This window comes from Syntrophomonas curvata (assembly GCF_052976825.1).
Window position 1 is genome coordinate 1,156,258 of the sequence record NZ_CM129641.1, and the last position, 14,070, is coordinate 1,170,327.

General features: G+C 48.9%; 16 protein-coding genes. 13 read left to right on the forward strand and 3 right to left on the reverse strand.

Translation table 11 applies throughout. The annotated features are described in order from the left end of the window. Positions 1–5 precede the first annotated feature (5 nt). The 3 genes from aroQ to efp all read left to right on the forward strand — a co-directional run bounded on the left by aroQ (position 6) and on the right by efp (position 2,505). A complete protein-coding gene (gene aroQ / locus ACU70B_RS05020; protein WP_447185251.1) occupies positions 6–458 on the forward strand; it encodes a type II 3-dehydroquinate dehydratase in 453 nt (150 codons plus the stop codon). Between the two features lie 412 nt (positions 459–870). Beyond that, positions 871–1,935 (forward strand): M24 family metallopeptidase, encoded by a 1,065-nt coding sequence (locus tag ACU70B_RS05025; RefSeq protein ID WP_447185252.1) that lies wholly within the window; start codon positions 871–873, stop codon positions 1,933–1,935. Positions 1,936–1,947: 12 nt separating this feature from the next. Continuing rightward, entirely contained in the window at positions 1,948–2,505 is a 558-nt protein-coding gene (efp, locus tag ACU70B_RS05030; protein ID WP_447185253.1) for an elongation factor P, read from the forward strand. A gap of 185 nt (positions 2,506–2,690) precedes the next feature. Here efp and ACU70B_RS05035 read toward each other — a convergent pair whose 3' ends face one another. The 3 genes from ACU70B_RS05035 to ACU70B_RS05045 are packed head-to-tail and all read right to left on the reverse strand — an operon-like array spanning position 2,691 to position 5,872. After that, positions 2,691–4,037, reverse strand: a complete 1,347-nt coding sequence (locus tag ACU70B_RS05035) for an acetyl-CoA hydrolase/transferase family protein (protein ID WP_447185710.1) — start codon at positions 4,035–4,037, stop codon at positions 2,691–2,693. Between the two features lies 1 nt (position 4,038). Continuing rightward, positions 4,039–4,920 carry a CoA-transferase subunit beta gene (locus ACU70B_RS05040; protein ID WP_447185254.1) on the reverse strand — a complete coding sequence of 294 codons (882 nt, stop codon included), beginning with the start codon at positions 4,918–4,920 and terminating at the stop codon, positions 4,039–4,041. Between the two features lie 10 nt (positions 4,921–4,930). After that, positions 4,931–5,872: a CoA transferase subunit A gene (locus tag ACU70B_RS05045; protein ID WP_447185255.1), complete on the reverse strand. Its 942-nt coding sequence runs from the start codon at positions 5,870–5,872 to the stop codon at positions 4,931–4,933. 290 nt (positions 5,873–6,162) lie between these two features. On the opposite strand from ACU70B_RS05045, the gene ACU70B_RS05050 reads away from it, so the two are divergent. The 10 genes from ACU70B_RS05050 (at position 6,163) to accB (ending at position 14,063) form a co-directional block, all read left to right on the forward strand. Continuing rightward, complete coding sequence (locus ACU70B_RS05050) at positions 6,163–6,594, forward strand: CD1247 N-terminal domain-containing protein (protein ID WP_447185256.1); 432 nt, start codon at positions 6,163–6,165, stop codon at positions 6,592–6,594. A gap of 180 nt (positions 6,595–6,774) precedes the next feature. Then, positions 6,775–7,731, forward strand: coding sequence for a stage III sporulation protein AA (gene spoIIIAA / locus ACU70B_RS05055; protein ID WP_447185257.1), 957 nt, complete (start codon positions 6,775–6,777; stop codon positions 7,729–7,731). 1 nt (position 7,732) lies between these two features. Beyond that, entirely contained in the window at positions 7,733–8,254 is a 522-nt protein-coding gene (gene spoIIIAB / locus ACU70B_RS05060) for a stage III sporulation protein SpoIIIAB (protein WP_447185258.1), read from the forward strand. A 71-nt stretch (positions 8,255–8,325) separates the two neighbouring features. Further along, positions 8,326–8,520 (forward strand): stage III sporulation protein AC, encoded by a 195-nt coding sequence (spoIIIAC, locus tag ACU70B_RS05065; RefSeq protein WP_447185259.1) that lies wholly within the window; start codon positions 8,326–8,328, stop codon positions 8,518–8,520. Between the two features lie 71 nt (positions 8,521–8,591). Beyond that, positions 8,592–8,981 (forward strand): stage III sporulation protein AD, encoded by a 390-nt coding sequence (spoIIIAD, locus tag ACU70B_RS05070; RefSeq protein WP_447185260.1) that lies wholly within the window; start codon positions 8,592–8,594, stop codon positions 8,979–8,981. A 36-nt stretch (positions 8,982–9,017) separates the two neighbouring features. After that, positions 9,018–10,247: a stage III sporulation protein AE gene (gene spoIIIAE / locus ACU70B_RS05075; RefSeq protein WP_447185261.1), complete on the forward strand. Its 1,230-nt coding sequence runs from the start codon at positions 9,018–9,020 to the stop codon at positions 10,245–10,247. Positions 10,248–10,257: 10 nt separating this feature from the next. Further along, entirely contained in the window at positions 10,258–10,845 is a 588-nt protein-coding gene (locus ACU70B_RS05080; RefSeq protein WP_447185262.1) for a stage III sporulation protein AF, read from the forward strand. A 4-nt stretch (positions 10,846–10,849) separates the two neighbouring features. Continuing rightward, positions 10,850–11,431: a SpoIIIAG-related protein gene (locus tag ACU70B_RS05085; RefSeq protein ID WP_447185263.1), complete on the forward strand. Its 582-nt coding sequence runs from the start codon at positions 10,850–10,852 to the stop codon at positions 11,429–11,431. 20 nt (positions 11,432–11,451) lie between these two features. Beyond that, a complete protein-coding gene (locus ACU70B_RS05090; RefSeq protein ID WP_447185264.1) occupies positions 11,452–11,997 on the forward strand; it encodes a SpoIIIAH-like family protein in 546 nt (181 codons plus the stop codon). 167 nt (positions 11,998–12,164) lie between these two features. Continuing rightward, the gene (gene accB, locus ACU70B_RS05095) at positions 12,165–14,063 is read left to right on the forward strand and encodes an acetyl-CoA carboxylase biotin carboxyl carrier protein (protein ID WP_447185265.1); all 1,899 of its coding nucleotides are present in this window, start codon (positions 12,165–12,167) and stop codon (positions 14,061–14,063) included. Positions 14,064–14,070: the final 7 nt, after the last annotated feature.

The following is a 14,070-nucleotide window of genomic DNA, read 5'->3' on the forward strand; positions in this document are numbered from 1 at the left end:
ATAGTTTGAGCGGGGGTATTTTGATTATAAACGGACCTAATCTCAATCTTCTGGGGCGGAGGGAACCGTCTCTTTATGGCAGCCGAAGCCTGGAGGAAATCAACCAGGATTTGAGGAGTATGGCCGCTGCCGCTGGTATAAGGGTTGATTTCTATCAGTCCAATCATGAAGGGGAATTACTGGACCGGATACAGCAGGCGCGGGATAATTTCGAGGTTATCATTATAAATGCCGGAGCTCTGTCCCATTACAGCATCGCCCTCCATGATGCTTTGCGGGCGGCAGCTATTCCGGTTATCGAGGTTCATCTGTCCAACATTTATACCCGGGAGGAATTCCGCCATCATTCCCTGATTTCACCGGTAGCCCGGGGAGGAATATTTGGCTTCGGTCCGCTCTCTTACCGCCTGGCTTTTTTAGCCGCCTGCGAGATTATAAAAGAGAAGCGAGAAAAGTGAATACATGGAATAGAAATCATATATTTATACAGATTGATAAGAGAATGGACGGGAAAATTAACGCAGATCACGCACCCATAGGGAACACTGATGTTCGCTACCGCTCACTATTAGTGTAGCGGATTATTATGGATCACGCTGACTTAAATATAATTTAACCCCGGCTGCTATTTTCATTAGCGGCTCTGCGTGCCTTTTGGATATGGCCTTCGGCTCGAGGTTAGAAATAGTATGGGAAAATCGTCTTAATATACTATTTTACATATAGTGCTGGTACGGTAAAATAGAACAGTATTCAATAATAATTCTACGAGGCACCCAGGATAACTTGGAGAATTATTAACAGAAGGGCTGTGTGAACCTTAATTTAATCAGCGCGATCCGCGTCTAATTCCCGAAGCGAGGATAGTTGATGAACGAGCGAATTAACAATATGTTGTTTTTAATGGAGGAGAATCAGCTTGATGCCTTTCTGGTAAGTAAAGCGGAAAACATTCGTTACCTCTCCGGATTTACCGGGGGCGAAGATGGCAGGCTGTTATTAAGCCCGGGGCATTGCTATATATTTACCGATTCCCGCTACTTTGAACAGGTGGCAAGGGAATGCCCGGACTGGGAACTGGTAGAAAGCCGGCCACCCGGTCTGGAGAAGCTGCAGAGGGTCTCTTCCGGGTTCACCCGGCTCGGGGTTGAGAGCCATGCGATAAGTTATAATGATTATGGTGAACTGGAGCAATCTTTATCAGCCGAGTTGGTGCCGCTGGTTAATATGGTAGAGAAGCTGCGTCAGATAAAAGATGAGGACGAACTGCAGATGATGCGGGAAGCAGCCCGTATCGGGGACGAGGTATTCAGTGACCTGTGCCGCCATAAGATAGCTCCTGGAGCAAGTGAAAGGGAGCTGGCCAGTGAAATAGCATATTTATTGCGCCGCAAGGGTTGTGATAAGGAAGCCTTTGACACCATTGCATTGTCCGGGGATAATACCGCCCTCCCCCATGGCCGACCCGGTGAACGCCGACTGGTCGCAGGCGATATGCTCACTATGGACTTTGGTGGTTTTTACTCGGGTTATGCCGCTGATATGACCCGCACCGTAGCAATCGGTGCAGCCCAGGGTGAGTTCCCGTCAAGGTATCAGGCCGTCCTGGAGTCGCAACAGCTCGGGGTGGCAATGGTTAAAGCAGGCGTTACCTGCCGCGGGGTTGATAAGGCAGTCAGAAACTGCCTGGAGCAACATGGTCTGGGTAAGTATTTTCAGCACAGTACCGGCCATAGTCTGGGTCTGGAGATCCACGAAGGGCCATCCATCTCCGCGCGCAGTGAGGCCGTCCTGAAGGAAAACATGGTCGTCACCGTGGAACCAGGCATCTACATAGCAGGATGGGGAGGAATACGCATCGAGGATACGGTGATAGTTAAAAGCGGGGGATGCGAGGTCATAACCCACAGTGATAAAAGCCTATTAATTATTTGATGGAGGGATAAGATGATATCGGTTAATGATTTTAAAACCGGAGTGACCATCGAATTAGATGGACAGGCCTGGCAGGTAGTAGAATTTCAGCATGTTAAACCCGGAAAAGGTGCTGCTTTTGTCCGGGCTAAATTAAAGAATGTCAAGACCGGGGGGTCAGTTGAAAGGACCTTCCGCGGGGGAGAAAAAGTGCCCCGGGCCCATCTGGACAGAAGAGAGATGCAGTATCTCTATAATGACGGCGATGGCTATGTTTGCATGGATACCGAAAATTACGAGCAGATATCCATCAGCGCAGAGGCAATAGGCGAAGGCGTTAAATGGCTGCTGGAGAATATGAACATACAGGTTCTTATGTTTCAGGGCAATATAATCGGGATTGAACTGCCCAATTTCGTAGAAATGGAAGTAGTGGACACTGAACCGGGGGTCAAGGGTGACACGGCTACCGGGGCAACCAAAAATGCCACCCTGGAAAGCGGTGCGACGGTCAAAGTACCCCTGTTTATCAATACCGGTGATAGAATCAGGATAGATACCCGTATCGGCGAATACCTGGATAGAGCATAATGATAAGAAAGGCTGCTTTTGGCAGCCTTTTGGCTATCAGCCTCGTTAGTTCATATACCTCCCCCATAGAAATGATATCTCCGCTCTTAAAGGCTTTGACCACCTCCCCGGCAGTGGTCAGTTTTCTCCGGTATTATTCCCTCCATCCACACAACTCCCCCTTTTTTTATAACTCTGAATATTTATTAATAAAGTTTATTTGATTTACGCCAGATGCCCTGCCGCTGTGCAGCCTTTACCAGCTCATCCCGGAAATCAGGTTGAGCGATACTTATGAGCCCCTCGGCCCGCTGCCATACCGATTTGCCTTTCAGGTTCACCTTGCCGTACTCGGTGACTATGATATGGGCAACTGTACGGGGGTCGGTAACTACCGCTCCCGGAGGCAGAATGGGCACTATTCTCGACCTGGCCCTACCATCGCTATCCAGCACGCAGGAAGGTAAACAGATAAAGGCTTTACCTCCCCGGGATTCATAACCGGCCAATACAAAATCCAACTGTCCGCCGGTTCCGCTAATCTGCCGAATACCATACGATTCTGAACATACCTGTCCGTAAAGGTCCACTTCAATGGCATTATTGACGCTCACCAGGTTATCGTTGAGGGCAGCTATGGCAGGGTTGTTGGTGTAGTCGACCGGGAAACTGGCGCAAAGGGGATTATCATCGATAAAATCATAGAGCTGTTGCGTACCCAGGGCAAAGGAATAGACTATTTTGCCCGGGTCAATGTTCTTACGGCTCCCGTTTAATTTACCGGCCTGATACATATCCAGGTAGGCATCTCCCAGCATTTCCGTATGGCAGCCCAGGTCTTTTAAATCCGAAGCGGCAATTAGTTTGCCTACGGCTGTTGCCATGGCGCCAATTCCCAGTTGTATGCATGAACCGTCCTTAAGTTCGGAAACCACGTGCTGGGCTACCTGTTTATCTACTGATGTGATAGGGGAGAGGGGCAGTTCAGGTAAGGCGGGATTGTCACCCTGAACAATATAGTCTACCTCGGATATATGAACGGATTCAAAATAGCCTCCCAGGCAACGGGGCTGATTATGGTTTATTTCTACGATAACTGTACGGGCCCGATCGCAAACCGCCTTGCTGTGGGAGTTTTGCGGGCCGAAATTAAAATAGCCGTGTTTATCCATGGGGCCGACCTGGCGCAGGGATACATCCAGGCGTTCCATGTTTTCTTTTACATAGCGCGGCAATTCCGAATAGCGCATCGGGCAATAGTAGACCGGAACGCCGGATTGGGCCATTTTACGGTCCAGGCCGGAAAGATGCCAGGAATTCCAGACAAAGGATTCGCCTGCCGGATCGGCTTTAGTAACCTCGGGCGGGTAAAGGGTTAAAACCGAAAAAATATTTACATTTTCAAGTTCATCCCTGCGCCTGGCCATTGCTTTATCCAGGCTTACCACCTGGGCGCAGAGCAGTCCGTAATCAATCCAGTCCCCGGATTTGATTACCTTGACTGCTTCTTCGGCCGATACCAGTTTGCGAAGATATTCGTTCTGATAAGTGATTTTATTGTCCCCCTTTCGATCGCAAGAGCTTTTCCATGGCCGGATAGCTTTCTTCCAGCACCCGCATGTAAAAAGCAAATCCTTTTTCGGGGTCAGCCATGGCAGCCCTCCCGTTGCCCAGATAGAGTCCAAAAGGGTCCAGGGTGCGCATTATTTCCACCTGTTCCGTGGTTGGCGGTTCAGTTGCAGCTGGCTGCGGGGCTATTTTAAGATCCCAGGAAACGCTGGCCTGGACCTGTTCCGGCCTAACTCCCGGATGACATTTCTCCAGGTACATTTCCTTGCTGTCAGGAGCAAAACGAAAAACACCCATGTCCGTAATAACGCCTGAAGGGCCATCTCCCCTGAGGCCGGCTTTTAATCTGCTATCACCCCCATCCAGAAACCCGGGGGTGGTCAGATAATCGACCCTGTCTATAAAGCGCCGCTTTTCCTGGCGCATCATAACCAGCAGTCTGCCGGCGGAAGAACCGATATCATTGCCCCCGCCGCTGCCGGCAACCCGTACTTTCGACCGGGGATACCCACCGATGCCGGTAGTATTGAGATTCCCATATTTATCGATTTGAGCCGCTCCAATCAGGCCCACATCGTAAAATCCCCTTTGCTGGTCACCGAAAAGCCTCCACATGGGGATACAGGAGTAAGCCCGCTCGTCAATAGTGCTGTCAGCAATACAGGTAAGCAGCCTTCGCGGCGCTGAACCGACAGCGCCTCCCTCCACCGCGATGGTCATATCCGGGGCATGAGTAAGATTGGCCAGCATAGCGGCAATAAGCGGGGGGCCTATTCCCACAAAGGCGGTTTCCTGGTTTCTGAATTCGCGGGCCATGGTCGCTGCCATAAGCTCCGTCAAGGTATATTCTTCTGCATACCGGGACATTTTATCTCACCTACCTTATTTCACCGAAGGCTTGAAAGCGTCTTTCGGCCCGGGCCAGTCGGGTCAAACGTTCCCAGCCCACTTTACGGCAGTAACCCTCCCAGTCGTCTACACCAAAAATCCATGCATCGGCCCAGCGCCGAAAACCCTCTTCACTGGACCAGGCATCGGCTACCTGCAACCCGAAGGGAACATCCATGGAGTAATAATAGGAACAGCCCCGGCCATGAGAACCAAACGGCACCTCTGCCACCGCATCAACGCAATAATAGGGTATGGTGGTGAGGTTGGGAAAACGGCGTATTTCATCGCTGGGAACGATTTCTTCAGTGGTAATGACAACATGCCGGGCGGCCCGGGACAGAGAGTCGTCATCACCTATATGCCCTAATATTTGGGCGTTGCCCAGGGAGTCACAGCGCTGGACGTGAATAAAAGCGGTATCAGGATAGGCTGCCGGAACCAGGGCTACTGGTTCACCGGTGTAAGGGTCGTCGATAATCTTGATTTGAGGATTATAAACCGGAATATCGGAACCCAGCAGTGATTTTACCGGCAGGAAAGAGAGCCCCAGGGAAGCTGCCAGAAAGCGCATACCCATGGAAAAATTAGAGTATTCTTCGATTTCTATGGGCCGGGGAATTCCCTTTTCCAGTACCCTGCGGTAAACCGCATCTGCCCCCCAGATACCTCCCCAGTTATAGGCTATTTCCAATTTTGCAACCCGACCCAGGCCCAGGAGGATGGAATCATGGACAAAAGATACCGATGTATCACTTACCAGGCAGAGATTGGTTTTACCCTGCCGGGCCACTTCATGTACGGCTGCTGTAGGGGTTCGATCTCCAATTCCGCCAAAGCTCAAATAGCACCCGTCATGGACAAAACGATTTACCGCCTCCCTCAAAGTGGTTACTTTGTTTTTTGGTGGCTTGCTTACTTTTTCAGCCATAACGCCCTCCTGTGGAATATATTAATTAACAAAAATTACTGCAAAATGTATACCATAATGTAAATCTGAATTTTCCGCCGCCATTAAAGTAATGTTATCATACAGTGTTGGATGTTTTGAACACAAGTGGTGCGGATTAGGAAAATAATTCGGTATTTTTTGGCATATATAGCCTGTCGGTGTTTTAATACACTGTATAAAAATAACTACAGAAAACCAGGGTTAATTCTTTGTTTTTTACCAATAATATTAACGCAAATATTTCTTTCTAATAAAAAGGAGGCAAGGTTGTGAGGGATATCAGTGAAAAGGTGAGTTATCTTCAGGGATTGAGTGAAGGGCTGAATATCAGTGACGGTAACCCCCAGGGTAAAATAATTACCGGGATTCTGGGAGTGCTGGATGATATTTCGGGAATGCTGGCAGAGATGCGTTCTGAATTAAATACGGTCAGGGAATATATTGAAAGTATCGATGACGACCTTTTTGAACTGGAGGAGAACCTTAAGCGGGATCAGGATGTTATTGAAGTAAAATGTGATAACTGCGGTGAGGAGCTTTTATTTGATGCAGATCTGATGGAAGACGAGGATGTTATAGAAATTATCTGTCCGCGCTGCAATGAAGTGGTCTTTGTAAATGACGGCTCCTTCGATTTTGAGTATGGTGATTATGGAGATGAAATTGAAGATGGCCGGGCGACAAGGAATACTAATGCATAAGCGCTAAATCACCCAACAATAACGAGTATATCCAGGGGCGGTTCCGATAATATGGTAATAAACCATACGTTGCCGGAATCGCCCCTTTGCTATGGTCAGACCCTCTCCATAATATACCGGTTTAATTGGCATATTTTCCTCTCCAAACCAATATTTATGGTAAAGCAGGGAGGTGGATTTATGCTTGAGCCCGGTAAGGATTTGCTGCGAAGAGAAATACTTCCCTACTTTGCTCCTGCGATTAAAGATTTATTGCTTAATATGGAGGAGGAGCGATGTCGGCAGCTGGAAGAAATTCGATTGCGCTGTGATCAACCCCTGCTATTGAAAGCGGGGGAACGGGATTTTACCCTGGACAGGCGGGGGCGTTTGAGTGAGGATATCGCAACTGGCTTTAGGGTAAGCGAAGAGGACATACACCGTACCGTCTCCTCTATCAGTGATAATTCACTATATGCGTTTGAAGAAGAAATAAGGAGAGGGTTTATTACCGTAGCTGGCGGACATCGGGTGGGACTGGCGGGACAGGTTGTACTGCAGGGAGAAACGGTTAAAACCATGAAGGACTTTTCCAGTCTTTGTTTCCGTATAGCCCGCGAGGTTAAGGACTGTGCCCTGCCCCTGCTTCCCTACATAAACGGCAGTAGCGGAAATACGGCCGTAAATACCCTGATCGTTTCTCCCCCCCGCTGTGGCAAGACTACTATATTAAGAGATTTGGCCCGCCTTCTGGCCAACAGCCATAAACCCTTGCCAGCCCGCAATGTGGTCGTTGTTGATGAGCGTTCCGAATTGGCCGGAAGTTATCGGGGGATACCGCAGTTGGACGTGGGACCCCGCACCGATGTGCTGGACTCCTGTCCCAAGGCGCAGGGAATGGTCATGGCCTTACGTTCCCTTTCTCCTCAGGTGATTATTACTGATGAAATCGGGCGCCGGGAGGATGTTCTGGCTGTCCAGGAATGTGTCAATGCCGGAGTAGCGGTTATAAGCAGCGTTCATGCCAGTACGGCCGACGAATTGCAGAAACGGCCGATAATGCGGGAGTTGTTGTCAAGCCGGGCCTTTAAGCTGGCGGTTATTCTGTCACGGGTAAACGGCCCGGGCTCAATACAGGAAATAGTCAGGTGGGATTGACATGCTGTTTAAAACCCTGGGGATAGCTTTAATTATCGGCGGATTTGGAGGCTTCGGCTTAAGTGGCGCCTGGCGCTTTGAAAAGAGGGTTGACGAACTGAAAAATATCAGGATGGCTCTGGGTTTCCTGGAGAAGGAAATTACCTGCGCCTATACCCCTCTTTCCCTTGCTCTGACCCGAACGGCCGTATTTTGTAAGAAACCGGCGTCATTCTTGTTCGCAGAAAGTGCGGGGCGGCTTAAGTCCCGGCAAGGGACTACCGCGGAAGAGGCTTGGCGGGCAGGCCTGAAAAAATTGGCTTCACATTCCAATCTTAACGCCGGAGATATAAGTTTGCTGGACAGCATATCTGTGCAACTGGGCAGATCAGATGCAGGTGAGCAAAGAAAGGTGTTCGACCTTCTGCAGGAAGAGTTAAGGATTCAGGAGGAGAAGGCACGGGAGGAACTGAATTCAGGCCACAAGCTCTGGACTTACGGAGGCTTCATTATAGGAGCCGTGGTAGTCTTGTTGCTGATTTAAGGCGGCAGGGACGAGAGACGTTAAATGGCGCGCAATTTTAAGTTCAATATAAAAATAAAGGGGCGGTTGGGGTGAATGTCGATATAATTTTTCGCATTGCCGGTATTGGGATACTGATTTCAGTGCTGTCAATCGTGCTCAAACAGGCTAAAAAGGAAGAGCAGGCTGAGATGCTGACTCTAGCCGGAGTCGTTGTAGTTCTAATCATAGTCGTGCAGCTGATGAACCAGCTTTTCATGGTAGTCAGGTCAGTATTCAACCTGTAACCTTGTCTTTTAACCATATGGGACTGCACCTTTCCCGAAGGTCATGACAAGACTTGCAAGGAGCGATGGCCATGGAAATAGCTCAAGTGGTGGGATTAGCCCTGGTTACCACTATCCTCCTCTTGATATTGCGGCAAGAGAAGCCGGTTCTGGCAGTAATATTGAGCATTGTTTTTAGCATCATCATCTTTACTGTGATGATGGGAAAGATGGCTTCCATCCTTAATGTAATGCGAGAACTGACCCGCCGGGCCGAGGTGAATTATTTTTTCTTTGCCACCATTTTAAAAATACTGGGGGTGGCTTACCTGGGTGAATTTGCAGCTGCCATCTGCCAGGATGCAGGTGAGCAGGCGGTAGCCAAGAAGGTGGAATTCGCCTCCAAGATTATTATCGCCGTACTGGCGCTTCCCATCATGATAGCCATACTGGAATCCCTTATGCAGCTAATGCCCGGATAGGAGTAAGGGGTAGGATTTAGGGGAGATTGGTTAAAGATGCAGAGGAAAAAAACGGCATTAATAATAGAATACCCCCGGTTTGGCGCTGAAATCTGGTCTTTAATTATCATAACGGGGCTGCTGGTGTTCCTTTGCGCCCTGTTTTTCCCCCCGGCAGCCTGGGCTGATGATAGTGAGCCGGTTTTTTCCTTTGACGATACCTTGAAGGATCTTGATCTGACGGCACTGGAAGAATACCGGGATAAGCTGGACACTGATGTTTCTACCCTGATGGAAGGCAAACCCCTGAAGGAATGGCTGCTTGATTTTATCAAGGGAGAATGGGAATTCAATGTAAAGGACGCAGGGGAGGGGATTCTGCGCCTGCTGGGCAAGGAAATACTGGCAAATTCAAGCTTGCTGGGGAGATTGTTGGTTCTTTCCGTTATTGCGGCTTTGCTCATCAATTTGCAAACCGCATTTTCCTCATCAGTTGCTCAGATGTCTTACCTGGCCTGCTTCCTGGCTTTATCCGCTATTGCCCTGAGCTCTTTTAAAATCGTGTTGGCCATCGGCCAGCAGAGTATAGATAATATGGTATCTTTCATGACGGCTATGCTCCCCCAGATGCTGATATTAACGGCAGGTCTGGGCAATATCAACACCACCGCCATGCTGCTTCCGTTACTCATGACCGGTGCGACTGCTTTTGCTACCACGGTAAAAAATGTAGTTTTCCCTTTAATAATTCTTTCCGCCATCCTCAACCTGGTAAATCATATGTCAAATACCTTAAAGGTGGAGAGAATGGCCAAATTCTTTACCCAGATGGCTCAATTATCACTGGGGTTTTTCCTGACCGTCTTTGTTGGTTTTATCAGCTTGAGGGCAGTATATGCCGCTACTTTGGATAAGATAGCCTTAAGGACCACAAAATTTGTTACCGACAACGCCATACCGGTAGTAGGCAAGATGTTTTCCGACACCGTGGAGGTGGCCGCCGGATACGTGGTAATGATAAAACAGGCGCTGGGCATATACGGAGTACTGGTAATAGCGGGGATTATACTTGCTCCCCTGGTAAAGATTGCCGCTATTGCGCTGATTTACAAAATATCTGCTGCAATTGTAGAGCCTTTGGGTGATTCGCGAACGGCTGCCATACTTGAGGTTATGAGCACTCACCTTTTTTTAATGCTGGCTACGGTGGCGGCGGTAGGTCTGATGTTTTTCGTTATGATTGCCATTGTGGCAGGAATGACCAATAACCTGGGCATGCTGCGGTAAGGAGGTCGTTATGGCGCTGCTGGCGGGAATGGTAAAGAATGTACTGGTAATAATCATCGTGGCCAGTTTTCTGGAAATTCTGCTTCCTGAGGGGCGGGTAAAACCCTTTGTTCGCTTTGCCATTGGCCTGTTTATTATCATAGCGGTTTTGAATCCGGTGTTAAATGCTTTGTTTGAACGAAAGGACTGGGAAGTGAACCTCTGGGATTACCATCTTGCTCCGGAGCAGGAAAGAGAGGTGCTGGAGCGGGGCAGTCGCATCAACCGGCAACTTGCCGATACTTCTGAAAGCAGTTTCGCGGCAAAAATCGAGGGACAAATAAGCGCGGTGGCAATGCTGGTACCCGGGGTAAAAAAAGTAGAGACCAGAGCCATGCTGGATAGTGAGGGGGCGCTGAAGCAGTTGCACCTGATAGTAAGACCGGAGGAAAACGCAGGTCTGTCGGGAGAGGGGGGTGGAGTAAAGGCCTTTTCCAAAGAAGGGGAGCATTCCCCCGCCATCGACCAAAAGCAAATGGAAGATAAAATTCGCAGTGTTATAAATAACCTGTATGGGTTTAAAAATATTCAAATCGAAATCAAGTTTGAGGGGGGTTAAAGCTGTGCTATACGAGTGGATCAGGGGGAATAAGAATGATAATGAGGGGTCAGTCCGTTTCCCCAATAAGAAGAGCAGATATATCATGGTTATTGCTATCTGCCTTGGCCTTCTGGCCTTAATCTGGCCGGTTACCCGAACTGACAACAAAGACAGCGGCAGCAAAACCATAGCGAATAACACCGTCAGCAAGGAGAGCAAGAAAATCAACCAGGACTTGGCCGCGGAACTGGAATACATATTATCGCGGATTGATGGGGCGGGCAAAGTGGAAGTAAGCATAACCCTGGCTTCGGGAGGGGTAAAGACCTATGCTGCCAATACCCGCAACGAGAAACGGGAGATTGAGGAGAGCCAGAACGGTTTGAAAAAAACCACCAGTGAGAGTAATGTAGCTCGTGACCTGGCCGTATCTGCCGGCGCCCCTCTCCTGGTGGAGAACAAAACCCCGGAAGTAATTGGAGTGCTGGTCGTAGCTGAGGGCGCCGGTTCGCCGCTGATCCAGGAAAAGCTTATTCAGGCTACGGCTACCCTGTTAAATGTATCACCCCATCAGGTCTGTGTTATGCCGGGGCAGGATATGTAAAAGCGAAGGGGGAGAGGCATATGGTGGTGGAAATAAAGAAGGCCAAGAGATTTATCGTTATTGCCGGTGTGGTACTGGCGGTAATCGTGGCGATCAATGTGTTATGGGGAGGGCGAAGTTTTAAAGAGCCCATCAATAGCCCCAATAGTGCTTTGAGTGAGTCCAAGCCTGAAAAGACGATATCTGGTAAGGTGGAATCCCGCAGCGGGGAGGATTTTTTTGCTGAGTACCGCCTGCAGAGAGAACGCAGCCGCAGCCGTGAGATGGAAGTACTGCGGGAGTTGGCTCGTGATGAGGAGCAGGGTCAGGCATCGCGGGAAGCCGCTTCCTTGAAAATTATAGGTATAATGGAAGAAATGGAAAAAGAAATGAAGGCGGAAAATTTAGTTAAATCCCGGGGGATTGAGGAATGTGTAGTGATAAGTGAACCGGGGATGAGCACCGTAGTCATAAAAGGGTCCGCGGCAGCTGTTGATGAGAATGCAATTAAAGGTCTGATCGGCCGGGTTTTAGAGGTCAGTGACGAAAACATATGCATGGTTTTTCGGGGCGGGAATGATGAGTAATGTATACATTGATAAAAATGATTGAAATAGAGAGGCTTTATTTTTATAATATTAACAAGTGTAGTGGGACCAACTTGCTCAGGCCCTTGGCCTGAGCCTATTTGTATATAGGGTAAGCTCCAGGTATTATTAAGTTTTATGATGGTTATACCACTGGGAGGTAAGTAATGGGAAAAATTAAGATTACCGATACGAGTTTAAGGGATGGACACCAGAGCCTGTGGGCTACCAGGATGACCACTGATGACATGCTCCCGGTACTGCATAATCTGGACAATGCAGGATACTATTCGCTTGAAGTGTGGGGGGGTGCCACTTTTGACGTATGCATCCGCTATCTTAACGAAGACCCATGGGAAAGGCTCAGAACCATCCGCCGGGAAATTAAGCAGACCAAGCTGCAGATGCTTATAAGAGGACAATCACTGGTAGGGTACAACCACTATCCCGATGATATTGTGGAAAAATTCATCGATAAGGCAGCGGAAAATGGTATCGATATTTTCCGGACTTTTGATGCCCTCAATGATATCCGTAACCTGGAGACCTGCATGAAGGCCATCAAAAGAACGGGTAAACATGCCCAGCCTTCGGTAGTCTATACCATCAGCCCGGTTCACTCTATGCAGCATTTTGTTGATACTGCATTATATTTGCGGGATATGGGGGCCGATTCCATCTGCGTAAAGGATATGGCCGGCTTGCTTGCCCCTTATGCCTCCCATGAACTGGTTCAAGCCTTAAAGGACAACCTGGACGTACCTATTCAGCTGCATACCCATTATATAGGAGGCTTGGCTATTGCCACCCTGATAAAGGCGGTAGAAGCGGGAGTGGACATTATAGATACTGCCAGTGTGCCTATGGCCTTTGGCTCTTCCCAGCCGCCGGTAGAAACGATTGTACGCGCTCTGCAGGGGACCGAATGGGATACCGGCATGGAGCTGCATCAGCTTTTTGGTATTGCCACCCACTTTGAACAATTGCGTAAGCATAAGGGCTTTGAGCGTGGCGTCACCCGGATTTCAGATATGAAAGTTTTTGAACATCAAGTTCCCGGGGGAATGATTTCCAACCTGCACTCCCAGTTGGAACAGCAGAAGGCCGCTCACCGCATGGATGAAGTACTGCAGGAGATTCCCCATGTAAGGGAAGACCTGGGTTATCCTCCGTTGGTTACACCCACCAGCCAGATTATAGGCATTCAGGCGGTGTTGAATGTTTTGATGGGGGAAAGGTATAAGCTGTGCCCAGGAGAGGTTAAAGATTATGTGCGGGGCTATTATGGCAAACCTCCGGCTCCCATCGGAGAGGATATTCGCAAAAAGATTATCGGCGACGAGGAGATTATTCGGGTAAGGCCGGCTAATTTGATTCCGCCCGCCTGGGAGCGGTCAAAGCAGGAAGTAGCAGTATGGACCGATAAAGAAGAAGATATTTTAACTTATGCCCTCTTCCCTCAGGTAGCATTAAAGTTTTTTGAATATCGTCAGGGGAGAAGCCATGAAGACATTCCTCAGATTTCATCCCGGGATGAAGTAAGGGATGAAATACAGAAAGAGAAGCCGGCAGTTAAGCTGCCAGCCAGCCGGGTAAGTGAGATGCAAAATAGGGGAGATAATGAAATGAATATTGATGAGATAAGAGAACTAATGTTAATACTTGACCAAACCAGTATCGCCGAGCTGGAATTGCAGAAAGACGATTATAAACTCAGCCTGCGCAAAACCAGTTCTGCCGGGCAGGATAGGCCGGTGCCGGCTGCTGCCGGCGGCAGCGAAGCAACACCGGTTAGAGAAGAAAGTTTGCCGGTCAATAATCAAAATATTGCCGAAGTAGTGGCCCCGATGGTAGGGACTTTTTATAGCGCTCCCGCACCGGATGCTTCGGCTTTTGTAAAACTGGGAGACCGGGTGGATCCGGGACAGACCCTTTGTATTCTGGAAGCCATGAAGCTGATGAATGAAATTAAATCAGAAGTTGCCGGCACTATAGTTGATATTCTGGTACGCAACGCGGAAGCAGTCGAGTACGGCCAGGCATTATTCCTGATAGAGAAAGATTAGGGGTGGT

Bases quoted from the DNA above. Each gene is read 5' to 3' on its own strand.
- spoIIIAA (WP_447185257.1), top strand. From the start codon at position 6,775: ATGCTTGAGCCCGGTAAGGATTTGCTGCGAAGAGAAATACTTCCCTAC.
- spoIIIAE (WP_447185261.1), top strand. From the start codon at position 9,018: ATGCAGAGGAAAAAAACGGCATTAATAATAGAATACCCCCGGTTTGGC.
- ACU70B_RS05040 (WP_447185254.1), bottom strand. From the start codon at position 4,920: ATGTCCCGGTATGCAGAAGAATATACCTTGACGGAGCTTATGGCAGCG.
- spoIIIAB (WP_447185258.1), top strand. From the start codon at position 7,733: ATGCTGTTTAAAACCCTGGGGATAGCTTTAATTATCGGCGGATTTGGA.
- efp (WP_447185253.1), top strand. From the start codon at position 1,948: ATGATATCGGTTAATGATTTTAAAACCGGAGTGACCATCGAATTAGAT.
- ACU70B_RS05025 (WP_447185252.1), top strand. From the start codon at position 871: ATGAACGAGCGAATTAACAATATGTTGTTTTTAATGGAGGAGAATCAG.
- accB (WP_447185265.1), top strand. From the start codon at position 12,165: ATGGGAAAAATTAAGATTACCGATACGAGTTTAAGGGATGGACACCAG.
- ACU70B_RS05080 (WP_447185262.1), top strand. From the start codon at position 10,258: ATGGCGCTGCTGGCGGGAATGGTAAAGAATGTACTGGTAATAATCATC.
- ACU70B_RS05090 (WP_447185264.1), top strand. From the start codon at position 11,452: ATGGTGGTGGAAATAAAGAAGGCCAAGAGATTTATCGTTATTGCCGGT.
- spoIIIAD (WP_447185260.1), top strand. From the start codon at position 8,592: ATGGAAATAGCTCAAGTGGTGGGATTAGCCCTGGTTACCACTATCCTC.
- ACU70B_RS05045 (WP_447185255.1), bottom strand. From the start codon at position 5,872: ATGGCTGAAAAAGTAAGCAAGCCACCAAAAAACAAAGTAACCACTTTG.